17 protein-coding genes are annotated in these 23,133 nt (G+C 67.0%); 3 read left to right on the top strand and 14 right to left on the bottom strand.

What is annotated here, in order from left to right:
• Window positions 1-22: 22 nt before the first annotated feature.
• From FR943_RS14390 to FR943_RS14345, 10 genes are all read right to left on the bottom strand, one after another.
• Window positions 23-1,525: a glutamate synthase subunit beta gene (locus FR943_RS14390; protein WP_217158319.1), complete on the bottom strand. Its 1,503-nt coding sequence runs from the start codon at window positions 1,523-1,525 to the stop codon at window positions 23-25.
• The gene (gltB, locus tag FR943_RS14385) at window positions 1,518-6,083 is read right to left on the bottom strand and encodes a glutamate synthase large subunit (protein WP_217158318.1); all 4,566 of its coding nucleotides are present in this window, start codon (window positions 6,081-6,083) and stop codon (window positions 1,518-1,520) included. Before gltB ends, FR943_RS14390 begins: the two co-directional genes overlap by 8 nt.
• A gap of 85 nt (window positions 6,084-6,168) precedes the next feature.
• Entirely contained in the window at window positions 6,169-6,582 is a 414-nt protein-coding gene (locus FR943_RS14380; protein ID WP_217158316.1) for a DUF2752 domain-containing protein, read from the bottom strand.
• The gene (locus tag FR943_RS14375; protein ID WP_217158314.1) at window positions 6,572-6,967 is read right to left on the bottom strand and encodes a TM2 domain-containing protein; all 396 of its coding nucleotides are present in this window, start codon (window positions 6,965-6,967) and stop codon (window positions 6,572-6,574) included. The genes FR943_RS14380 and FR943_RS14375 overlap by 11 nt, the downstream gene beginning before the upstream one ends.
• A gap of 27 nt (window positions 6,968-6,994) precedes the next feature.
• Window positions 6,995-9,721, bottom strand: a complete 2,727-nt coding sequence (lgt, locus tag FR943_RS14370; protein WP_217158312.1) for a prolipoprotein diacylglyceryl transferase — start codon at window positions 9,719-9,721, stop codon at window positions 6,995-6,997.
• Window positions 9,718-10,506, bottom strand: coding sequence for a tryptophan synthase subunit alpha (trpA, locus tag FR943_RS14365; RefSeq protein WP_217158310.1), 789 nt, complete (start codon window positions 10,504-10,506; stop codon window positions 9,718-9,720). Before trpA ends, lgt begins: the two co-directional genes overlap by 4 nt.
• Entirely contained in the window at window positions 10,503-11,768 is a 1,266-nt protein-coding gene (gene trpB, locus FR943_RS14360; protein ID WP_217158308.1) for a tryptophan synthase subunit beta, read from the bottom strand. Before trpB ends, trpA begins: the two co-directional genes overlap by 4 nt.
• A gap of 37 nt (window positions 11,769-11,805) precedes the next feature.
• On the bottom strand, window positions 11,806-12,624 hold the full coding sequence (gene trpC, locus FR943_RS14355) for an indole-3-glycerol phosphate synthase TrpC (protein WP_217158306.1): 819 nt from the start codon (window positions 12,622-12,624) through the stop codon (window positions 11,806-11,808).
• Between the two features lie 93 nt (window positions 12,625-12,717).
• On the bottom strand, window positions 12,718-13,344 hold the full coding sequence (locus FR943_RS14350; protein ID WP_217158305.1) for a TIGR02234 family membrane protein: 627 nt from the start codon (window positions 13,342-13,344) through the stop codon (window positions 12,718-12,720).
• Window positions 13,341-14,870, bottom strand: coding sequence for an anthranilate synthase component I (locus FR943_RS14345; RefSeq protein WP_217158304.1), 1,530 nt, complete (start codon window positions 14,868-14,870; stop codon window positions 13,341-13,343). Before FR943_RS14345 ends, FR943_RS14350 begins: the two co-directional genes overlap by 4 nt.
• A 62-nt stretch (window positions 14,871-14,932) precedes the next feature.
• Here FR943_RS14345 and FR943_RS14340 point away from each other — a divergent pair, with 62 nt between their 5' ends.
• Window positions 14,933-15,397 carry a peroxiredoxin gene (locus FR943_RS14340; RefSeq protein WP_217158303.1) on the top strand — a complete coding sequence of 155 codons (465 nt, stop codon included), beginning with the start codon at window positions 14,933-14,935 and terminating at the stop codon, window positions 15,395-15,397.
• Here FR943_RS14340 and FR943_RS14335 read toward each other — a convergent pair.
• Entirely contained in the window at window positions 15,384-17,042 is a 1,659-nt protein-coding gene (locus FR943_RS14335; protein ID WP_217158470.1) for a 2-isopropylmalate synthase, read from the bottom strand. The genes FR943_RS14340 and FR943_RS14335 overlap by 14 nt on opposite strands.
• 246 nt (window positions 17,043-17,288) lie before the next feature.
• On the opposite strand from FR943_RS14335, the gene FR943_RS14330 reads away from it, so the two are divergent.
• Window positions 17,289-17,960 (top strand): FadR/GntR family transcriptional regulator, encoded by a 672-nt coding sequence (locus FR943_RS14330; RefSeq protein ID WP_217158302.1) that lies wholly within the window; start codon window positions 17,289-17,291, stop codon window positions 17,958-17,960.
• On the top strand, window positions 17,957-18,754 hold the full coding sequence (locus tag FR943_RS14325; protein ID WP_217158301.1) for an ABC transporter ATP-binding protein: 798 nt from the start codon (window positions 17,957-17,959) through the stop codon (window positions 18,752-18,754). Before FR943_RS14330 ends, FR943_RS14325 begins: the two co-directional genes overlap by 4 nt.
• 72 nt (window positions 18,755-18,826) lie before the next feature.
• On the opposite strand, the gene FR943_RS14320 is transcribed toward FR943_RS14325, so the two are convergent.
• The 3 genes from FR943_RS14320 to FR943_RS14310 are packed head-to-tail and all read right to left on the bottom strand — an operon-like array spanning window position 18,827 to window position 23,059.
• A complete protein-coding gene (locus FR943_RS14320; protein WP_217158300.1) occupies window positions 18,827-19,822 on the bottom strand; it encodes a DUF1476 domain-containing protein in 996 nt (331 codons plus the stop codon).
• Entirely contained in the window at window positions 19,812-21,473 is a 1,662-nt protein-coding gene (locus tag FR943_RS14315; RefSeq protein ID WP_217158298.1) for an N-6 DNA methylase, read from the bottom strand. The genes FR943_RS14320 and FR943_RS14315 overlap by 11 nt, the downstream gene beginning before the upstream one ends.
• A 26-nt stretch (window positions 21,474-21,499) precedes the next feature.
• Window positions 21,500-23,059 carry an HNH endonuclease signature motif containing protein gene (locus FR943_RS14310; protein ID WP_217158296.1) on the bottom strand — a complete coding sequence of 520 codons (1,560 nt, stop codon included), beginning with the start codon at window positions 23,057-23,059 and terminating at the stop codon, window positions 21,500-21,502.
• Window positions 23,060-23,133 lie beyond the last annotated feature (74 nt).

Below are 23,133 nucleotides of genomic sequence, written 5' to 3'. Positions count from 1 at the left end.
GTCAGCATAGTCGTTGATCGATTCAGACGACGCTCAGCGGCAGCGTTCCGGGCCGTACCGGTGACGGCAGGTCCGAGTCGCCCATCAGGTAAGCGTCCACGGCATGCGCCGCGCTGCGCCCCTCGGCGATCGCCCACACCACCAGCGACGCGCCCCGGTGCGCATCCCCGCAGACGAACACCCCGGGCGCGTCGGTCTGCCAGTCCGACCCGCACGACACCGTGCCGCGCCGGGTCAGCTCCAGGTTCAGGTCGTCGAGCAGGGCCATCTGCTCGACCCCCTCGAACCCGATGGCCAACAGCGCCAGGTCGCAGGGAATCTCCAACGACTCGCCCACCGGCGTGATCTCCCGGCGCCCCTCGGCGTCGCGGGTCACCCGCACCTCGGCGATCTCGATGGCCCGCACATGTCCGTTGTCGTCGCCGATGAAGCGCTGCACCGCCACCTCGAAGTGACGGGCGCCGCCTTCGGCGTGCGCCGGCGACGTCCGCAGCACCAGGGGCCACGTCGGCCACGGCGACAGCGCGTCGTCGCGCGTCTCGGGCGGCTCGGTGTTGTAGTCGAGCTGGGTCACCGAGGCGGCACCCTGCCGGTGCGCGGTGCCCAGGCAGTCGGCACCGGTGTCACCGCCACCGATGATCACCACGTGCTTCCCGGCCGCCGACAGCGACGACTCCCTGTCGCCCTCACACTCCCGGTTGGCCGGCACCAGATGCTCCATCGCCAGGTGCACCCCGTCCAGTTGACGCCCGGGCACATCGTTGTCGCGACCACGCAGCGCACCGACCGCCAGCACCACCGCCTGATGGCGCTGACGCAGTTGCTCGACGGTCATATCGACACCGACTTCACATTCGGTGACGAATCGGGTTCCCTCGGCGCGCATCTGGGCCAGCCGCTGATTGAGCACCGACTTCTCCAGCTTGTACTCGGGAATGCCGTACCGCAGCAGCCCGCCCACTCGATCGTCACGCTCGTACACGGTCACCTCGTGGCCGGCGCGGGTGAGTTGTTGCGCCGCAGCCAATCCGGCCGGCCCGGAACCGACCACCGCGACGCTCTTGCCGGTGGCGATCGCGGCGGGCTGCGGTTCCACGGTGCCGTTCATCCAGGCGTGGTCGGCGATGGTCTGCTCGATCCGCTTGATCGTCACGCTGCCGCCGGTCTGCTCCTCGGCGATCGACAGCACGCACGCGGCTTCACACGGCGCCGGGCACAACCGCCCGGTGAACTCCGGAAAGTTGTTGGTGGCATGCAGCCGATCGCTGGCCGCATCCCACCGACCGCGGCGCACCAGGTCGTTCCACTCCGGGATCAGGTTGCCCAGCGGGCATCCGGCTTTGCCGGAGTGACAGAACGGGATTCCGCAGTCCATGCACCGGCGCGCCTGCTGCGACACCTCGCCGGCGCGCTCATTCGGGTCCTCACGCTCGTACACCTCGCGCCAGTCCCCCACCCGTTCCTCGACCGGCCGCTTGGCCGCCTCGATCTTGGGGACACGAAGAAATCCGGTCGGATCAGCCACGGCTGGCCTCCATGATCGCGCTGTCCACATCACGTCCCTCGGCCTTGGCCATCCGGGTCGCCTGCAGGACGCGCTGGTAGTCGGTGGGCATTACTTTGGTGAATTGTGCGCTGCGCCTTGGCCAGTCAGCCAAGATCGAGCCGGCCAGGGTGCTGCCGGTATGCCGGGCGTGCCGGGCCACTACGTCGTGCAGCCAGACCAGGTCCTCGGCCTCCAGACGCTGCAACTGCACCATGTCCGTGTTGACCCGGGCCGGGTCCAGGCCGAGTACATAGGCGATGCCACCGGACATGCCGGCTGCCAGATTGCGTCCGGTCTTACCCAGGATGACCACCCGCCCACCGGTCATGTACTCACACGCGTGGTCGCCGACGCCCTCGACGACCGCCAGAGCCCCAGAATTGCGGGCACAGAAGCGCTCGCCGACCCGGCCGCGCAGGAACACCTCTCCCGAGGTGGCGCCATAGAGCAGGGTGTTGCCGGCGATCACATTGTCCTCGGGCAGGAACAACACATCGTCGGGTGGACGCACGATCACCCGCCCACCGGAAAGACCCTTGCCCACATAATCGTTGGCGTCACCGACCAGTTCCAGGGTCACCCCGGGCGGCAGGAAGGCACCGATCGACTGTCCGGCCGAACCGGTGAGGGTGACGTGAATCGTGTTGTCGGGCAACCCGGCAGCGCCGTAACGGCGGGTGACCTCCGAACCCAGCAGAGTGCCCACCGTGCGGTTGACGTTGCGGACCGGCAACTCCAGCCGAACCGGAAGCGCGTCCTCGAGCGCACCCTCGGCAAGCTGGATGAGGGTTCGGTCCAGCGCCTGCTCCAGACCATGGTCCTGGTCGCGCACGCGCCGGCGCTGGGTGATGTTCCCATGGGCATCGGTGGGGACGGCGAAGACCGGGCTGAGGTCGAGCCCATGGCTCTTCCAATGCGCCACACCGGGATCGGTGTCGAGCAGCTCAGCATGACCGACGGCCTCATCGAGGCTGCGGAAACCCAGCTCGGCGAGATAGCGACGAATGTCCTCGGCGATGAACGTGAAGAAATTCTCCACGAACTCGGGCTTGCCGTTGAAGCGTGCCCGCAGTTCGGGATTCTGCGTGGCCACGCCGACCGGGCAGGTGTCGAGATGACAGACCCGCATCATGATGCAGCCCGCCACCACCAGCGGTGCGGTGGCGAAACCGAACTCCTCGGCGCCCAGCAGCGTCGCCACGATCACGTCGCGGGCACTGCGCATACCGCCGTCGCACTGCACCGTGATGCGGTCTCGCAAACCGTTGAGTACCAACGTCTGCTGGGTGTCGGCCAAGCCGATCTCCCACGGCGCGCCGGCGTGCTTGAGCGAGGTCAACGGCGCAGCACCGGTACCGCCGTCGTGCCCGGAGATCAACACCACGTCGGCGTGCGCCTTGGACACCCCGGCCGCGACCGTCCCCACCCCGACACTGCTGACCAGCTTCACGTGAATCCGGGCATCGGCGTTGGCGTTCTTCAGATCGTGGATCAGTTGTGCGAGATCCTCGATCGAATAGATGTCGTGGTGCGGGGGCGGTGAGATCAGCCCCACACCGGGAGTCGAGTGCCGGGTCTTGGCGATGTTGGGATACACCTTGTAGCCCGGAAGCTGGCCACCCTCGCCGGGTTTGGCGCCCTGGGCCATCTTGATCTGAATGTCGGTGGCGTTCACCAGGTAGTCGCTGGTGACCCCGAAACGCCCGGATGCCACCTGCTTGACGGCGCTGCGCCGGCGCGGGTCATAGAGCCGGTCGACATCCTCGCCGCCCTCACCGCTGTTGGACCGCCCACCAAGGTTGTTCATGGCGATCGCCATGGTCTCGTGCGCTTCGGCCGAGATGGAGCCGTAGCTCATCGCGCCGGTGTTGAACCGGGCCACGATGGCCTCGACCGGTTCCACCTCGTCGAGCGGAACCGGGGGCCGCACGCCCTTCTTCAGCTCGAACAATCCGCGCAGCGTCCCGCCCTCACGGGACAGCCGGTCGACTTCCTCGGAGTACCTGGCGAAGATGTCGCGCCGACCGGTCCGCGTCGAATGCTGAAGCAGGAACACCACTTCCGGGGTGAACAGGTGTAGCTCGCCGTCGCGGCGGAACTGGTACTCGCCGCCGACCGACAGCCGTCGGTGCGCCCGCTCGGTCGGATTCTCCGGGTAGGCGCGCCGATGCCGGAACCGGACTTCCTCGGCCAGCACGTCCAGGCCGACGCCACCGAGTTGACTGGTGGTCCCGGTGAAGTACTCGTCGACCACCTCGCGGCTGAGCCCGATCGCCTCGAACACCTGCGCGGCGGTGTAGGACGCGACCGTGGAGATGCCCATCTTGCTCATCACCTTGACCACGCCCTTCCCCAGGGCCTTGACGTAATTGCGTACCGCGGTGGCAGTTTCGACGCCGGTGAGCTCACCTTCGCGAATCAGGTCCTCGATCGACTCGAACGCCAGGTACGGGTTGACCGCGGCGGCACCGAAGCCGATCAGCATCGCGATGTGGTGGACTTCACGGGCGTCGCCGGATTCCACCACCAGCGCCACCTTTGTGCGTTCTTTGGTGCGCACCAAGTGGTGGTGGACCGCCGACACCGCCAGCAGCGACGGGATCGGGGCCCGGGTGTGATCGGAGTCGCGGTCGGAGATCACCAGGGTACGAGCGCCTTTGTCGATCGCCTCGGTGGCCCGCATCCGTAGGTCGTCGAGCGCTTCGGCCAGCCCCTCCCCGCCCCGCTCGACGTCGTAGAGAGCGCGCAGCACCGTGGTCCGCAGCCCGGGATGCTCACCGTCGTCGTTGATGTGGATGATCTTGCCAAGCTCGTCGTTGTCGAGAACCGGCCAGCGCAGCACGATCTGGCGGCAGGAGGCGGCCGTGGATTCCAGCAGGTTCTCCTCGGGCCCCATCACCCGGGCCATCGAGGTCACCACCTCCTCACGGATGGCATCCAGCGGAGGGTTGGTCACCTGAGCGAATAATTCGACGAAGTAGTCGTACAGCAACCGCGAGCGCTTCGAGAGCACCGCGACCGGAGTATCGGTGCCCATCGAACCCAGCGGCTCACCACCCGAGGCCGCCATCGGCGTCAGCAGGATCCGCAGCTCCTCTTCGGTATAGCCGAAGGCGATCTGCCGGCGCACCACCGAATCGTGGTTGGGACAGCTGCGGGACCGCTCGGGCAACGTGCCCAGATCGAGCAGACCGGCGTGCAGCCACTCCGCGTACGGTGCGGCCGCGGCCAACTGCTCCTTGATCTCGTCGTCGCCGATGATGCGTCCGGCGGCAGTATCGACCAGGAACATCTTGCCGGGCTGCAGCCGGCCCTTGGCGACGATCTCTCCCGACGGTATGTCGAGCACCCCGCTCTCGCTGGCCAGGATGACCCGGTCGTTGACCGTGCGCCACCAGCGCCCGGGCCGTAAACCGTTGCGGTCCAACACCGCACCGACCACCGTGCCGTCGGTGAAGGTGACGCAGGCCGGACCGTCCCAGGGCTCCATCAGGGAGGCGTGAAACTTCCAGAACGCCCGCTCGGCAGCATCCATCGTGGTGGCGTTCTCCCACGCCTCGGGGATCATCATGAGCACGGCATGGGGCAGGTTGCGGCCGCCCAGATGCAGCAGCTCGAGCACCTCGTCGAAGGATGCCGAATCGGAGGCATCCGGGGTACAGATCGGCGACAACCGGCTCAGGTCACCGGGAATCTTCGCGCTCGCCAGGAGGGCCTCCCGGGCGTGCATGCGGTTGCGATTGCCGCGCACGGTGTTGATCTCGCCGTTGTGGGCGACGAACCGGAACGGATGCGCCAATGGCCACGACGGGAATGTGTTGGTGGAGAAGCGACTGTGCACGATGGCGATCGCACTCATGCAGCGTTCGTCGCGCAGATCCGGAAAGTATTGCGGCAGCTGCATTGTCGTCAGCATGCCCTTGTAGACCATGGTGCGGCTCGACAACGACGGGAAATACACGGCGTCGACGCCGGCAGCCTGTTCGGCTCGCTTGCGCAGCGGGTAGACCAGGCGGTCGAGCGCGATGCCGCCCGGACGCGCACCGTTGACCTCTGGTGCGGCGACGAACAACTGCGCCATGTGGGGCATACAGCCCAACGCGGTCAGTCCGATTCCGGCACCGTCCGGATCGACGGGCACCTCCCGCCAACCCAACACCTCGAGGCCTTCTTCGGCGGCCAACGCTTCGATGCGGGCGCGGGCGGCGCTGCGCGCGTCCTCATCCTGCGCCAGGAAGCAGATGCCGGTGGCGAAGGTGTTGCTGCCGTCGGCCGCAGGGCCGGGCAGCGTGAAGTCGACCACGTCACGCAGCAGTTCGACCGGCAGCTGCAACAGGATGCCGGCACCGTCGCCGCTGTTGGGTTCGGCCCCGGCCGCGCCGCGGTGTTCGAGGTGCTCCAATGCGGTCAGACCGTCAGAGACGATGCCGTGGGAGCGACGGCCCTGGATATCGGTGATCATGGCGACGCCGCAGGAATCGGCCTCATTGGCAGGGTCATAGAGCCCCTGCGCCTCTGGCAATGCCGAGAACAGCACTTGATCGCACCTCCGCAAGTCCGGAACATCCTGGTCCCGGGACTGCACCGGCCCGAATTTTCAGTGTATCAGCGCTGGTGGGCTACTACTGGCCGGTCAAGGTCGGTACCAGGGGAAAGCCCGGTAGGTTACGCACCACGGTCCAGACCACCAACGTCACCACGATGGTCACCACCGCCGGCAACGGGAACAGCGACTTGCCCCGTCGCCACCGCACCAGCAGCCACAGGGCCAGCATCGGCAGGCCGACCAGTGCGAACACGTTGTCGACCACCGCTGCCCCGAGGTCACCGTGCAGCAGATCGTGGGTCATCCGCAGGCCGCCGCAGGCCGGACAGTCCCACCCCGTGAGTGCTTTGAACGGGCACCCGGGAAACAGGAAGCCCGGGCGGTGCGGGTCGGCCACGCCGACATAGGTCAGCGCGCCGACCCCGAGCACGCCCCCGACGAGAAGCGGAATCCGGCCCGTCGTGGTGCTCGAAGGACCGCTAGGTTCCATCTCGAAGCGGACGTCCGTACGGATCGCGCACCTTGTCGGTGAGAATCAGGATGGCATCGATGATGCCCCAGATCACCGCGCCCAGTCCGCAGGTGACCAGGCCCACGATCAGCTGGGCCACGCCGAACCCGGTCTGGCCGAGGTAGATGCGCCCGATCCCGACGAAGCCGAACAACCCCACCAACTGCAGCAGCGCGGCAACGACCTTGGACTTGTCGGAGAAGGGCTCGCCGGTGAGCGGGTGGCGGCCATACGGCGCGCCGGGGTCCACATACGCCGACGAATACTGCGGGTAACCGGCAGGCGGCGGATAGCCCGACGACGGCGGCGGAAAGCTGGCCTGCGGCCCGTCCGACGGGCCGGCGGACTGCGACGGATCAGTCATACAGCCAGGATGCCAGAGAGCGGGTGACTACCGGTTGCGGCGGAACAAGCGGCGCAACCGGCCACCCTGCGGCGCCGAAGGTTTGGGCGGCTCGGCAGCCTCCACCGCTTCGGACTCCTCAGCGGGCTCCGCAGCCTCCGACTCGTCAGCAGCGTCGCTGGAATCTGCTTCGACACCCGCGGTCTCAGTGTCGTCGACACCATCGGCCTCGACGCCCGACTCCTGCTCCTGCCCCTCGGGCTCGTTGTCAGGATCGGCGTCTTCCGCCTCGGAAGACTCATCGCCGGCGGCAATCTGATCCGCAGTCTCTTCGTCGGCGTCAGCGTCGTCCTCAGCGACAGCTACAGCCTCGTCGCCCTCGGTGTCCTCGGTGTCCTCGGTGTCCTCGGTGTCCTCGACGTCAGTGCCGTCGGCGGGCCGTACATCGGCAACCGCCTCAGCCTCGAGTTCCTCGTCGGCCTCTGCGTCCTCGCCAGCGGCTTCAGCATCTGCCGACTCATCCACGGATTCGGCCCCAGCCTCGGCCGTTTCATCGGCGTCGGCTTCGGTTTCGAGCTCCTCGGCTTCAGCTTCGTCGCCCTCAGCGACAGCTTCAGTCTCGGCGCCACCGACGTCGGCAGGCTCTTCGTCGACTTCTGCCCCGGTTTCGAGTTCTTCGTCGGCCTCTGCGTCCTCGCCAGCGGCTTCAGCATCTGCCGACTCATCCACGGATTCGGCCTCAGCCTCGGCCGGCTCGTCACCAGGTTCTTCTTTGGCGTCGGCGTCGGTGTCGTCCTCAGTCACCGTCGCTTCAGCTTCGTCGCCCTCAGTGTCCTCGACGTCAGTGCCGTCGGCGGATTGTTCGTCGGCAACCGCCTCAGCCTCACGTTCCTCGTCGGCCTCTGCGTCCTCACCAGCGGCGTCAGCATCTGCCGACTCATCCACGGATTCGGTCTCAGCCTCGGCCGGCTCGTCACCAGGTTCTTCGCCGGCGTCGGACTCGGTTTCGAGCTCCTCGTCGGCGTCAGTGTGGTGCTCAGTCACCGCCGCTTCAGCTTCGTCGCCCTCAGCGACAGCTACAGACTCGGCACCTTCAGTGTCCTCGACGTCAGTGCCGTCGGCGGATTGTTCGTCGGCATCCGCCTCAGCCGCGAGTTCCTCGTCGGCCTCTACGTCCTCGCCAGCGGCGTCAGCGTCGGTCGGCTCATCGACAAGTTCGGCCTCAGCCTCGGCCGTTTCACCGGCGTCGGACTCGGTTTCGAGCTCCTCGTCGGCGTCGGTGTCCTCCTCAGTCACCGTCGCTTCAGCTTCGTCGCCCTCAGCGACAGCTACAGACTCGTCGCCCTCAGTGTCCTCGACGTCTGCCTCGGCTTCGAGTTCTTCGTCGGCCTCTACGTCCTCGTCAGTGGCGTCGACGTCGGTCGGCTCATCGACAAGTTCGCCCTCAGCCTCGGCCGGCTCGTCACCAGATTCTTCGTCGGCGCCCGCCTCGGCTTCGAGCTCCTCATCCTCAGCTGCCGCCGTGTCCGCCGCGTCCGCCTCGTCGGCCTCAGCGTCCGGTTCACCGTCAACTTCAGCGGAGTCTTCGACTGCCTCTTCGTCAGTGGTCGCTCCGGCGAGTTCCTGCGCCTCGTCGGCTGCTTCGTCGCTTTCGTCTTCGTCTTCGTCTTCGTCGGTACTGGCGTCACCGGGTTCCTTGACGATCGCCTTGAGTTCGATTGCCGCGGCGGCTTCAGCTCCGTCGTCCTCGCTCGCGCCCACTTCATCGGGATGCATGTGGTCGGCGTCGTCGGCGCTGTCGTCGTCTTCGTCGTGCCCGGCCGCCGCCGCAGCCGCAACCACACCGCTGCCGGCGGCCGCGGTAACCAGTTCCTTGCCGAGTTCGTCGACGGTCGATTGGTCTTCGTCATCGCTCTTGCCGGCCAGACTGGCTGGATCTTCTCGGCCCTTGGTGGCGAGCATGATGTAGACGACGGCGCCGATGAACACAAACGTCGAGGTGAAGGTGTTGACCCGGATCCCGGCGAATTCGGTTGCCGCATCGGTGCGTATCAATTCGACCATGAAGCGGCCGGCGCAATAACCGGCGACATACAGCGCGAACAGCCGCCCGTGGCCCAGTTTGAACCTGCGGTCGGCCCAGATCAGCAGAGCGAAAACCAGGAGGTTCCACAGCAATTCGTAGAGGAAGGTGGGGTGCACCACCTTCAGCACCTCGCCGGTGGACACCCCGTTGAGGTAGTCGACCTGGCCGTAGGAATTGAGACGCTGGTAGATCTCCAAACCCCACGGCAGCGTGGTGTCCCCGCCGTACAACTCCTGGTTGAAGTAGTTCCCGAGACGGCCGATGGCCTGAGCCAGGATGATCCCGGGTGCGATCGCGTCGCCGAAGGCCGGCAGCGGGATCCCGCGTGTACGGCAGGCGATCCAGGCTCCGACGCCGCCGAGGGCGACCGCGCCCCAGATGCCCAGTCCGCCTTCCCAGACCTGGAACGCCGCACCGAGGCCCTTGCCTCCGGGCCCGAAATACGTTCGCCAGTCCGTCATGACGTGGTAAAGCCGCCCGCCGACGAGCCCGAAAGGTACGGCCCACAAGGCGATGTCGTAGATGACGCCGGCTTGCCCGCCTCGCGCCTGCCAACGCCGATCGCCGATGATCAGCGCCGCGACGATCCCGATGATGATGCAGAGCGCATACGCGCGTATCGGCACCGGCCCCAGATGCCAAACGCCCTGTGATGGGCTGGGCAAATATGCGAGCACGGTAGTGGTCAAGCTGAAATCCTCTGCCTAACGCCGTTGGCCAGTTCTTCGGTGAGGCGACGCACCGCGTCCAATCCCTCGCCCAGGGCCGACACCAGAGCCGACCCGACGATGACTCCGTCCGCGTACGCGCCGATCTCGGCTGCCTGCGCCCCCGAACGTACGCCCAGTCCGACCCCAACGGGGATGTCGGACACTTCCCGGACCCGGCGTACCAGTTCCGGTGCCGCGTTCGACACCGCGTCACGCGCCCCGGTCACACCCATCGTGGAGGCCGCATACACAAAGCCGCGGGAGGCGTTCACCGTGGCCGCCAAGCGCTCCGGGGTCGAGGACGGAGCGACCAGGAAGATCCGATCGAGATTGTGCGTCTCGGACGCGGCCATCCAGTCGTCGGCTTCCTCGGGGATCAGATCGGGGGTGATCAGGCCGTACCCGCCGGCAGCAGCCAGATCACGTGCGAAGGTGTCAACGCCCTTGCGCAGCACCGGGTTCCAGTAGGTCATCACGACCGCGCGGCCGCCGGCATTGCTGATCGCCTCGACGGCGGCCAATGTGTCACGCACCCGCACACCGCCGGCCAACGCCGTCTCGGTAGCGGCTGCGATGGTCGGACCGTCCATACCCGGATCCGAGTACGGCACGCCGACTTCCACCAGGTCGCAGCCAGATTCGACCATGGCGGTCATCGCGGCGATCGAGGTGGGCACATCCGGAAACCCGGTCGGCAGGTAACCGATCAGCGCGGCGCGACCGTCGGCCCGACAGCCGTCGAACAACTCCGCCAGCCGGCTCATCCCGCGCTCCCCTCATCGAGCAGTCCGAACCATTTGGCCGCCGTCTCGACGTCTTTGTCGCCGCGTCCGGACAAGTTCACCACGATGATCGACCCGCTGCCCAGCTCCGGTCCGAGCTTGAGCGCGCCGGCCACGGCATGGGCCGACTCGATCGCCGGGATGATCCCCTCGCTTCGGCACAGCAGCGAGAACGCGTCCATGGCCTCGGTATCGGTCACCGGGCGGTACTCGGCGCGGCCGATGTCGCGGAGGAAGGCATGCTCGGGCCCGACGCCGGGGTAGTCCAAACCTGCTGAAATGGAATGCGATTCGATGGTCTGGCCGTCCTCGTCCTGGAGCAGGTAGGAGAACGATCCCTGGAATGCCCCGGGAGATCCACCGGTGAAAGTCGCAGCGTGACGTCCGGTTTCCACCCCGTCGCCGGCCGCCTCGAAACCGATCAGCCGCACGGCCGGGTCGTCGATGAAAGCGTGGAAGATGCCGATGGCATTCGACCCACCGCCGACGCAAGCGGTGACCGCGTCGGGCAGCCGCCCAGCCTGATCGAGAATCTGCGCCCGTGCCTCCAGGCCGATGACCCGTTGAAAGTCACGCACCATGAGCGGGAACGGATGCGGGCCCGCGGCCGTCCCAAAGCAGTAATAGGTGTTGTCGGCGTTGGTGACCCAATCCCGGAACGCCTCGTTGATCGCGTCCTTGAGGGTCTTGGACCCGGCCTCGACCGACACCACCGTGGCGCCGAGCAGCCGCATCCGGGCGACGTTGAGAGCTTGCCGGGCAGTGTCCACCGCGCCCATGTAGATGACGCATTCCAGACCGAGCAGCGCACACGCGGTGGCGGTGGCCACGCCGTGCTGGCCGGCACCGGTCTCGGCGATGACGCGGGTCTTGCCCATGTTCCGCGCCAGCAGCGCCTGCCCCAGGACGTTGTTGATCTTGTGAGAGCCGGTGTGGTTCAGGTCTTCTCGTTTGAGGAAGATCCGCGCACCGCCGGCATGCTCGGATAGCCGGGTTGCCTCATACAGCGGTGACGGCCGGCCGCTGTAATGACGCTGCAACCGGTCGAGTTCGTCGAGAAAAGCTTGATCACCCCGCGACTTCTCGTATGCCGCCGTGACCTCCTCGATCACTGCCATCAGCGCCTCGGGCACCAACCGGCCACCGTAGGAACCGAAATGCCCCCGGGCATCCGGATCGTGAGCGGTGGGTTCGGCGACGCCTGCGCTGGACCGGGGCAGCTCGGGCCCCGCGAGATCCGCCATCAAAGTGCCTTCTCGTGCAAGCGGCTCATTGCGTGATTCAGCGAGCCGGTTTCGGGCAGGACGGGTGCGTACCGGCGGTGACCAGATCGGCGACCGCAGTGCGAGGATCCCCGCTGGTCACCAAGCCCTCACCGACCAACACAGCATCGGCGCCCGCACCGGCGTAGGCCAGCAGATCGGCAGTCCCGCGGACACCGGACTCCGCGACGCGGATGACGTTGCTGGGCAGCCCCGGGGCGATGCGGCCGAAGCAGTCACGATCGACTTCCAGGGTCTTGAGGTCGCGTGCATTGACACCGATGACCTTTGCCCCGGCCTGCAGCGCCCGGTCGGCCTCTTCCTCGGTGTGTACCTCCACAAGTGCGGTCATCCCCAGGGATTCCGTGCGCTCCAGCAGAGATTCCAGCACCGACTGCTCGAGCGCCGCCACGATCAGCAGCAACATGTCGGCGCCGTGCGCCCGAGCTTCGTGGATCTGGTAGGGCTTGACGATAAAGTCCTTGCGCAGCACCGGGATTGACACCGCGGCCCGCACCGCATCGAGGTCGGCGAGCGACCCGTTGAACCTGCGCTGCTCGGTGAGCACGCTGATGACCCGGGCACCGCCGGCCTCATACGCCTGTGCCAACTGCGCCGGGTCGGCGATGTTCGCCAATTCACCCCGGGACGGGCTGGCGCGTTTCACCTCGGCGATCACCGCAATTCCCGGTTCCCGCAACGCAGCCATCACGTTGAGCGGCGGAGGTGCGTCCTGGGCCCGCGCCTTGATATCAGCCAGGCTGATAACGGCCTCGCGGGCGGCAACGTCGGCGCGGACTCCCTCGATTATGGAGTCGAGCACTGTGGCCGAACTCATCGCCCGTCGGTTCCTTTCTGGTGCCTCCGGGCCGGTCCCGGTTGCCCTCCCTGGAAGGGTAGCCGTCGCCACACCTTCACCGTTCACCGGCCCTTATTGTCTTGGATCGCGTTGTGGTGGGTCGCTGTCGTCGCCGGTCGGATCCTGCCCCTCGTCCAGCGCGTCCCACAGCATTCGCTCCGACAGCGGTTCTCCGCTGTCGTCGCTCTTGATCGCATTCCGGCGGGCGGCCGGCGCCGCGTAGCGGCCGGCCGCCGCCCGCTTGGCACCCTTGGCCGACCGCATCAGCAGTACGGCGCCGACCAGGGCACATACCGCTGCGGCCAGGGTCAATACCGCGCCGCCGTAGGACCGGCTGGTTCCGGTACCGGCCCCGGTCAACTGGGCAACGGGTATAGATGCCAGGTCAGCGGCCCGCTTTGCGACGTCCTTGACCACCCACAAGCTGATCGCCAGGTAGCCCATCCCGGCACTGGCCGCCGCGATCAGCACGGCCAGCAGCCGCAACGCCCAGCCGTGCACGGCCAGCGCCGCCACCGCCGCCGCCAGCACCAGCAATGCCAGCGGGATCAGCGCCGTCGACCAGGTCGCGCCACTGACCGCCGTGGTCTTGGGCTGGCCGAGCCCGTCCGACGACGTCACCTCGACCCAGGTCATCCGCGACGCCGCCCACAGTGCCGCGGCCGCGACGACGAACAGCGCCTGCGCCCCCCGCGTCACGGCTCGGCCAAGGTGTCGGCCGCGGCGATGGCGTTGAGGACGGCCTTGGCCTTGTTCGCCGACTCGTTGTACTCGTAGACGCCGTTGGAATCGGCGACGACTCCCCCGCCGGCCTGCACATATGCCGTGCCGTTGCGCATCAACGCGGTCCGGATGGCGATGGCGAAGTCGGCGTTGCCGGCGAAGTCGAGGTAGCCGAGCACGCCACCGTAGAGGCCACGCCGGGTCTTCTCGACCTCTTCGATCAACTCCATGGCCCGCACCTTTGGTGCCCCGGACAGCGTGCCGGCCGGAAAGCAGGCCGTCACCGCGTCCAGCGCGGTCTTCCCTTCGGCCAGCTCACCGGTCACCGTCGACACCAGGTGCATGACGTGGCTGTAGCGCTCGATGTGGCTGTAGTCCTCGACCCGCACCGTCCCGGGACGGCACACCCGGCCCAGGTCGTTGCGGCCCAGATCGACCAGCATCAGGTGCTCGGCCCGTTCCTTGTCGTCGGCCAGCAGCTCCTTCTCCAGGAGCACATCCTCTTCCTCGGTGGCCCCGCGCCATCTGGTCCCGGCGATCGGGTGGGTGGTGGCCCGTCTGTCTTTCACGGTGACCAACGCCTCGGGACTGGAGCCGACGACCGAGAAGTCCAGTCCACCGTCGGCATCGGGGACGTTGAGCAGGTACATGTACGGACTCGGGTTGCTCACCCGCAGCATCCGGTAGACGTCGAGTGGATCGGCGGCGGTGTCCATCTCGAACCGCTGCGACGGCACCACCTGGAATGCTTCACCTGCCTCGATATCGCCGACCAGCTTCTCCACGATGGCGGTGTATTCCTCGACTGTGCGCTGGGCCCGGTGGTTGGGGGCGGGCCGACTGAAGGTCGCCACCGTCGATGGCAGCGGCTGACCGAGCGCGGCGGTCATCACATCGAGCCGGGCGACGGCATCGTCGTAGGCCTCGTCGACCCGCTCATCGGTGCCGTTCCAGTTCACCGCGTTCGCGATCAGGGTGATCGTGCCCTCGTGGTGGTCGACGGCAGCGATGTCGGTGGCCAGCAGCAACACCATGTCCGGCAGGCCCAGGTCGTCGACGGCCAGCTCGGGCAGCCGCTCCAACCGACGCACCATGTCATAAGCGAAATAGCCCACCAACCCCGAGGACAGCGGCGGCAAGTCCGGCACGGCCTCGGTTTGCAGCACGTCCAGGGTGGCGCGTAGCGCCGCCAACGGTTCACCACCGCTGGGCGCGTCGGTGGGGGCGGTGCCCAGCCACACCGCCTCGTCGCCGCGGACCGTCAGGGCCGACGGTGCGCCGGCGCCGATGAATGACCACCGCGACCACGAGCGCCCGTTCTCGGCCGATTCCAGCAAGAACGTGCCGGGACGGTTGGCGGCGAGCTTGCGGTACGCAGACAACGGCGTCTCGCTGTCGGCCAGCACCTTGCGCGTCACCGGGACCACGCGATGCTCGGCCGCCAGCGCCCGGAAATCCTCGCGCGAGGTGGTGCTGGTGAGGCTGTCGGAGGTGGATTGCACAGACCAATCTTCCCAGACTGACGCCACTGCCCCGGCAGGCAGACGGCGTAGCGTGGGCAGCCATGACTTCCCTCAAGACGGGTGACACCGTCGCCGAGTTCGAGTTGCCGGATCAAACCGGCACGATTCGCAGCCTGACGAGCCTGCTCGCCGACGGACCGGTGGTGCTCTTCTTCTATCCCGCGGCGATGACACCGGGATGCACCAAGGAGGCTTGTCACTTCCGGGACCTGGCCGCCGAGTTCGCCGTGGCCGGCGCGACCCGGGTCGGCATCAGCACCGACCCGGTCGCCAAACAAGCGAAGTTCGCCGATATCCAGAACTTCGACTACCCGCTGCTCTCGGATGCCGATGGCATGGTGGCGGCCCAGTTCGGGGTCAAACGTGGCCTGCTCGGCAAGCTGATGCCGGTCAAGCGGACCACGTTCGTCATCGACACCGACCGCACTGTTCTCGCGGTGATCTCGAGCGAAATCAGCATGGACACCCACGCCGACAAGGCGCTGGAGGTGCTCAAGGCGCGTTGACCGCGACCAGTACCGCCGCCATCGACGCGGCGAGCACCGAATCGCTGCGCCCGCCTGCCCAGCCGGTCCGATCGCCCGACCGGTATTCCAGATAACTGATCGCGGTGGAACCGATCGATTGTTGGGTCAGACTCAGCACCTCGATCGGGTACCCGAGTTCGGCGAGTGCGGCACACAGCGCGTCCACCGGGCCGATGCCGCGGTAACGGCTGGTCATGGTGCGTCCGTCGGTGATCAAGGTCAGCTCCGTGACCGCAGCCTCACCGTCGCCGCCGGTGTTCCAGTCCTTGAGTTGCACCGGGCCGGACGGATCCAGATAGGTCGCCTCGAACAGGTCGAACAGGTCGGCGGCAGTCACCTCCGCGCCGCTTTCGTCGGTGTGGGCCTGGACGTGGCGGGCGAAGTCGATCTGCAGCCGCCGCGGCAACTCCAGCCCGTATTCGGTGGCCAGCAGGTAGGCGACACCGCCCTTGCCGGATTGCGAGTTCACCCGGATCACCGCGTCGTAGCTGCGACCGATGTCGGCCGGGTCGATTGGCAGATACGGTACCCGCCAATCGATTTCACGTTCAGAGCGCCCGGTCGCGGTGGCGCGTCGACGGTGTTCGGCAAAGCCTTTCTTGATGGCATCCTGATGTGTCCCGGAGAACGCCGTGTGGACCAGGTCCCCGACGTAGGGATGGCGTTCGTGAATCGGCATGCGGGTGCAATGGCTGACGGTGCGGGCGATCTCGTCGATGTCGGAGAAATCGATCATCGGATCCACGCCCTGGGCATGCAGGTTCAGCGCCAACGTGGCGATGTCAACATTGCCGGTGCGCTCCCCGTTGCCGAACACGCACCCCTCCACCCGCTGCGCCCCGGCCAGCACGGCGAGCTCGGCGCAGGCGATGCCGGTGCCCCGGTCGTTGTGTGGATGCACCGAGAGGATGACGCTGTCGCGGCGGGACAGGTTGCGGTGCATGTACTCGATCTGGTCGGCATAGACGTTCGGCGTGGCGATTTCGACGGTGGCCGGCAGGTTGAGGATGACGGGACGGTCCGGCGTGGCCTGCCAGAGCTCGGTCACCGTGTCACACAGCTCCAGCACGTAGTCGGGCTCGGTGAGGTTGAACACCTCCGGGGAGAATTCGAACCGGATGTTCGGCATGCCGTCGGTCAATTCCAGAACATCGCGAGCACCGGCGAGGATCAGGTCCCGCAGTTCGGCGCGGTCCTTACCCAGGACCACATCACGCCAGGTGGGTGCGGTGGCGGTGTACATGTGGATGACGACGTCGTTGGCGACGCCGTGCACCGATTCGACGGTCCGCTCGATCAGGTCGCGGCGGGCTGGGACGAATACCACGATGGTGACGTCGGGCGGCGCGATGTCAGATTGCGCCAGCAGCCGGACGAAGTCGAAGTCAGTCTGCGACGCCGACGGGTATCCAACCTCGATCTCCTTGTAGCCCATGGCCACCAGCAGCTCGAAGAAGCGGCGCTTGCGATCCGGATCCATCGGCTCGGCCAGCGCCTGGTTGCCGTCACGCAGATCCACCGGCACCCACAGGGGCGCGGTATCGATCCGGGCGGTGGGCCAATCTCGTTGCGTTATGGGAACTTCGACGCGGTCATAGACGCCGGCGTACCGGTGAGACGGCATTTGCGAATGCCGCTGCCGATTCCAGATCGGCGCGGTGGCTGGGATGTCCCCGGCCGGGGTGTTGACGGTGGGAAATGCAGAAGTGGTCATGGGGTGCCTTCGGTCGGATGGGGTTCGACCGGCGCGACACAGCCCCACGGCAGGGGGCCGGTCGGTTCAGGCCCCGCCGCGGCGGCTAAGCAGGAGCACGCGCGTCATGATGGCTAGACTATACACAACTCCTCAGACAAGTAGAGAGGTTTTGTGATGACGGCCCAGGTCCAGCGCCATCCGTTGGCTGCACAAACCGCGTCGCTACTGCTCGCCCGCATCCGCGACGGCGAGTGGCCACTGGGCCATCGGTTGCCAGGTGAGACGACGCTGGCCGCGCAGCTCGGTGTGGGACGCTCCACGTTGCGCGAAGCCATCCGCGAGCTCGCCGGTAGGGGCGTGCTGGAGAGCCGCCAGGGCGCCGGGGTGTTCGTCACGGCCCTCGATGTGCCCGAGGACTGGGACACCGTGCTGCGGCGCGCCACCATCGTCTCGGTCATCGAGGCCCGCATCGCGATCGAAGCCGAGGCCGCCGCGCTGGCCGCCGCCCGACGCACCCCCGCCGATCTGCGCGCGATTCGCCGCACCCTGGCCGCCCGCAGCGTGCCGGGGCAGTCGGTGCCCGAGCACGTCGACGCCGATATGGCGTTTCACCGCGCCGTGATTGTCGCGGCCCACAACGAGGTACTGACCCAGCTGTTCGACGCGTTCCTGCCGCGGCTGCGGCTGGCGATGATCGACATGCTCAAAATCCGGCCGGTCGTCTCCGAGCCGTGCGACCACGAGCTGCACGAGCACCTGGCCGGGGCGATCGCCGCCCGAGATCCCGAGGCCGCCGCCGCGGCCAGCCGAACCCACCTGAGCTCTTTGAAGGAGTCCTTCTCATGACCCCGGTCCTCGACATCAACGATGTGACGTTCCGTCGTGACGGCAAGCAGATCATCGACGGCATCTCACTGACCGTGCAGGCCGGTGAACACTGGGCGTTGCTCGGACCGAACGGCGCCGGCAAGAGCACCCTGCTGGGTTTCTGTGCGGCCGTGACATTTCCGACGACCGGCACCGTGCGGGTGCTCGGCAACCAGATGGGCCGCACCGATCTGTCCGTGCTGCGCCGCTCGATCGGCCACGTCAACCCGCGCCACCGCCTGCAGTACCCGCTGACCGTGCGTGAAGTGGTGCTGACCGGAATCACCGCCACCATCGACATCGCCGCGCATTGGACGCCGACTGACGAGCAGGTGCAGCGGGCCGTCGAGTTGATCGACACCGTCGGACTCGCCGAGCGGGCCGATTCGGTGTGGCCGACCCTGTCGCAGGGTGAGCGGGGACGCACCCTGATCGCCCGGGCGCTGATCTCCGATCCGGAGCTGCTGCTACTCGACGAGCCCACCACCGGTCTCGATGTCGCCGCACGTGAGCAGCTCCTGGAAACGCTTGACACCCTGGATGATTCACATCCGGAGATGGCCTCGATCCTGGTCACCCATCACCTCGAGGAACTGCCGACCAGCACCACCCACGCGTTGCTGATCGCGCACGGCCGCACGGTTGCCAGCGGACTGGCGCGTGACGTCGTCAACACCGAGCACGTCAGTGAGGCCTTCGCTCATCCGGTGGTGGTGGGCTACGACGACGGCCGCTGGAGCGCACGGGCCAAGGCCAGCTCGCGGGTGCTGTGATTCCCGCGAGTGCGACGCTAAGGTCGTTCGCCGCGCGGATTTACGACCTTAGCGTTGATCTCGGCGCTGCCGTCAGGCCTCGGCCGGGGTGTTGCGACGCCGACGCGCCTCGCGGTGCCGGGTCACCGGGGTGGTGTCGATGACGCGGCCGACCATGGTGGCCAGGAAACGTGACGGCTGCAGCTGTGCAGGCACGGTGTCGTGGCGGATGGCGATGTCGGGCAATGCGGCCATCGCCTCGTCGACGGCGGCCGTCGCCACGTCGACGATCTCGAAAAGAGTATCGGGCTCGGCCTTTTCGATGCTGTCCACTTCCTCGTCGGCGGCCTCCGCGACCTCGGAGTCGTAGTCGATCATCACCAACGCCACAGCGTGATAGGCGTCGTCTTCGGTGCCGAGCTTGCCGAGCAGGTCGATGAGCCACTCGGCCTTGTCCGGCTCCGTGCTCAGGATCGTCGAACGCAGGCCGTAGACGAACCCAAGCGCTGACAACGGATGTCGCAGCCGGAGATTCTTGGCGTCGCCGTAGCTTTCCTCGACCCGGTTGGCGGCGTTCTTGCCGAAGCTCGAATCCATCCGCTTGGTGCTGATCAGTAGTTCCGGGCCGGTGTCCCAATCGGACATCACCACATCGACCTGTTTCATGTAGTGCTTGCCCAGCACGCTCGCACTCGACGCGGCAACCCCTTTCATCGACCGGCGCAGCCGTTGTTCGATAAGCTGGCGCTCCTTCTGCGGCAGCGCCTCCAGCAGGCTGGCGATGGCGCTGGGCATGATGCGCGGATCGGTGGGCCGCGGCCACACCGCATCTGGGGCAAAGCCGGCGCGGCGGAGTTCGTAGGACAACCAGACGTCCAGCGCCAGCGCCGGAACGCCGGTGGTGGACGGCGCATCGAGGTACAGCGGCACGCCGAGCAGCTTGCGCAGCACCCGGAAATCGGGAACATAACTCAGCTCCCCCGCGCTGCGCACCCACGGGTTGGTGTGCACACCGGCGGGTGCCGCATCGGCCACGATTCGGTCGAAGATCGCCCATGCGGTCGCTTTGGTCGACGGTTCAGCGGGCACGCCGAGACCTTACCGTCCTGCGAGTGGCCAATGAATCGCGCGCAGTACGAATGGGTTCCAGCGGGCTTTCGGTCTCCAGCCCCAACGCGTCGTCGACGAGTTGAGCCGCGTCGAGCAGCCGGCCGCGCTCCAGCAAGGTTGCGACGCGTCGCCGTACCGCCCGCAGCGCATCGGCGCGAGCGGTCACGAGCTCGGGTGAGGGAACGAGCCAACGATCGGCCTCGCGCGGTTCGATCTTGAGGATGCCGCCGCCGTAGGAGCGGCCGACGATCTCGGCATGCAACACCGTCACCGAGTTCAGCGCGGCCAACCCCAGCAGATCACGGCCCAAGGTCCGCACCCCGGCGCGCAGGTACACACCGTGCACCGAGTTGAGGTGATGCGCTTTGGCCCGGTTGGTGATCAACCGTGGGGTGTCGGCATTCATACAGGTCAGCAGTAGGTCAGCCGGGTTCACCAGTGGTACCAGATACCAGGGCTGACGCATCCGGCACTTGTAGGCCAGATGCACCCCGGCCGCGTGGCCGGCATCGATGTAGCGTTGCGCGGCCGCTGACGGTTGCCCGGCCGGCCGGAACAGGTGGATGGACCGCCCGTCCTCCCCTAACCGGTCCAATTGCGCCCGCGACAAAGCCAGACCTCGCAGATGGGCACTGCCCGGCGGGGACAACGGCAGCAGATCACTGCGACGTAACCCCAATTCGCGTACCCGGTCCGGGGACAGCGCGAAGAAGCTGTTGTTGCCGGTCACCATGCCCAGGGTGGTGTCACCCCAGGTTTCCAGTATGGAGAAGTGACCGTCATCGTGCAGACCGTGGAGCGCATCCACCGGGGCACTACCGATCAGGCCGCTGACCCATTTGTCGGCGGGATCGCGCGGTGACCAACGGCGTTGTGCGAGTTCGGATGTCAACGAGCTCGCGTTGCGGGCCCGGTGGATGACGGCGTGGCTGGTCGGGCCGCCGCCATAGCCGTCGGCCAGCAGCAGCACCACATCGGCTTCGGCCTCGGGGAACACCTGCTCGTCGAACATCACCAGCTCGACGCTGGCGAACCGGTCGAAAAGAAACTTCCGCACCGCCGCCGCGTAGTTGACGCTGAGCAGTTCGGCGGGCAGCACCAGCGCCAGGCGCCCACCCGGCCGGAGGAACAAGGCGGCATGCACAGTGAAGGCGGCCCAACTCGAGGCCAGCCCCGACAACGTCACCCCGGCCTTGAGCGCGGCACGGCGCGACTGTGTCCGGGTGGCGCCCCGGAAATCCTGGTAGCGGATATAAGGCGGGTTGCCGATCACCGTGGTGTACTCGGCACGCGGGTCCACGGCGAAGAAGTCGGACGTCCTGATCCTGGCCCGTCCCCCGGCCTCGGCGACCCGGCGGCGCGCGGTGGCTGCGCTGGCCGCGTGGAACTCCACCCCGTCCACCCTCGGCTGGGCAGCCCCCAATTCGGCCAATCGGGTAACGGCCTCGACCAGGAATGCGGCCTCCCCGGCTGCCGGTTCGAAGACCTCGTCGTCGGCAGACCGAATGGCCCACCGAGTCAGGTAGCGCGTGATCTCGGGTGGCGTGAAGAACGCACCGCGCGCTTTGCGGGTCGCAGCGGTGTCAGTCACCCCGTCATTGTCGCCGATGACACCGACAAGTTCGGCCATCGCAACGCGTGGAGACGTCGCCCCGCTCAGAACGGCGGTTCGTCAGGGCCCGGGTCTGGCGGCGGTGGGGGTTGCCAGTCGCGCGGAAGATCTTCGGGTTCATACGGATCGTTGATCCAGGCGCAGAACGGGCTGGTGCTCGGCCGAGTGCCTTTGAACAGGGTCAGCGTGGCACGCATACGGTTGCGCTCGGTGCGCTGTCGGATTTCTTTGGTACGAGCCGTCTTGACTCGGCGGGCTTCGGCATTGAGAGGCCGTAGCCGGTTGTTCTTGGCACGGCGCTGCGCGACCCGCGCCGCCCGGGAGGTTGGCATGGACCTATGCGGGCGACGCCGAGGCCGAGCCTCCGGCGCAAAGATCTCGGTCGCGCCGGGGCAGGTCCGGTAGGTCTGCCCGGTCGGCGCCGTCCAGATCACCGTCCCGTCGGCCAGCTGGTGATCCTGCCATCCGTCATGGAAAGTTTTCAAGCGATGATGTTGACGGCAAAGGCATTTCAAATTCCACGGGACTGTCAGACCGCCGTTTTCAGGGCGCCGATGATCGAACGGGATGGTGTGGTCGATGTCGCACTGTTCGGCGGGACGGTCACACCCAGGAAACCGGCACGTGATGTCACGGCAGCGGATCCAGCGCGCCAACGCAGCTGACGGGTGGTAGCGCAATGCGTCACCGGTGGGCACATCGGGGGCCTGCAGGATCCGCAGCGTGGCCTGCTCCGCCAACTCACGCAGTTTGTCCGCGTCGATCACACCGTGCCCCGCTATGTAGGCCGGCTCCCGCCCGCCGAGCAGTGCCGATTGCGGGGCGATCACATTGAGCACGACCCGCACCGGGCTCGGTTCAGTCGTCTGGGCCTGCGGGCACTCATCCCGACCGCACAGGCACCGCAATGGCAGTCCTTCTGCCAGCGCCTCGACCGCATCCGACCGGCGCTGGGCAAGCGTGTGAGGGTCCTCTGCACACACTCCCCGCGCCATTTCCGTCAGCCGCTGGTCGAACACCGCGCCGCCCCGCGCAGTGAGTACTCCATCCACCCGTACTGTGCCGTCGCCTGCGGGACGCACCCGCATGTATCGGCGACGTTCAGCCTGCTCACGTTCGGCGATCGCATCGGGATCCAGTTCGCGCACCAAGGCATCGACGGCGTTGGATACCCGCTTGCGTGACCACGACGTCCACCCGGCAATCCGCTCAGCCAACGTCTCATCCAACCGAGCCAGGATCGACGGGGTGACGACCAGCTCGGTGCGAGCGATGATCACCGCCACCGACTCCCAATCGATCTCGCCGCGTCGCAACACCTGCGCCACCCGTGGCAATCGGTTCGTCAGTGATTCCGCCTGCGACACGACCTGCGACGCCGCCGACGGCGACAGGTGCATGGCCGCACCGACTTCGGCGACGGTGCGGGCAAACCCGGTCAGCAACATGTGGCCGGGATCGTCATCCTCAATCTCGACTTCGGCGATGCGCCGGTTGAGCAGTTCACCGATCATCGCCATCCGCGACGCCATGAGCATGGCCTCTTCCGACACCGAGTCACCGATGCAGAGCACCAGCTCCCATGACGCGTCGGCTTCGAACATACTTACTGCTTATCTGCTTAAGTGGACCTAACAGTCAGAACTCTCCAAAAGTGTTGCTGGGGAACGATTCTTGA

Origin of the sequence: [Mycobacterium] fortunisiensis (assembly GCF_019050325.1) — a bacterium.
GTDB classification, from domain to species: Bacteria; Actinomycetota; Actinomycetes; order Mycobacteriales; family Mycobacteriaceae; genus Mycobacterium; species Mycobacterium fortunisiensis.
This window is presented reverse-complemented; position numbering and strand designations above follow the sequence as displayed.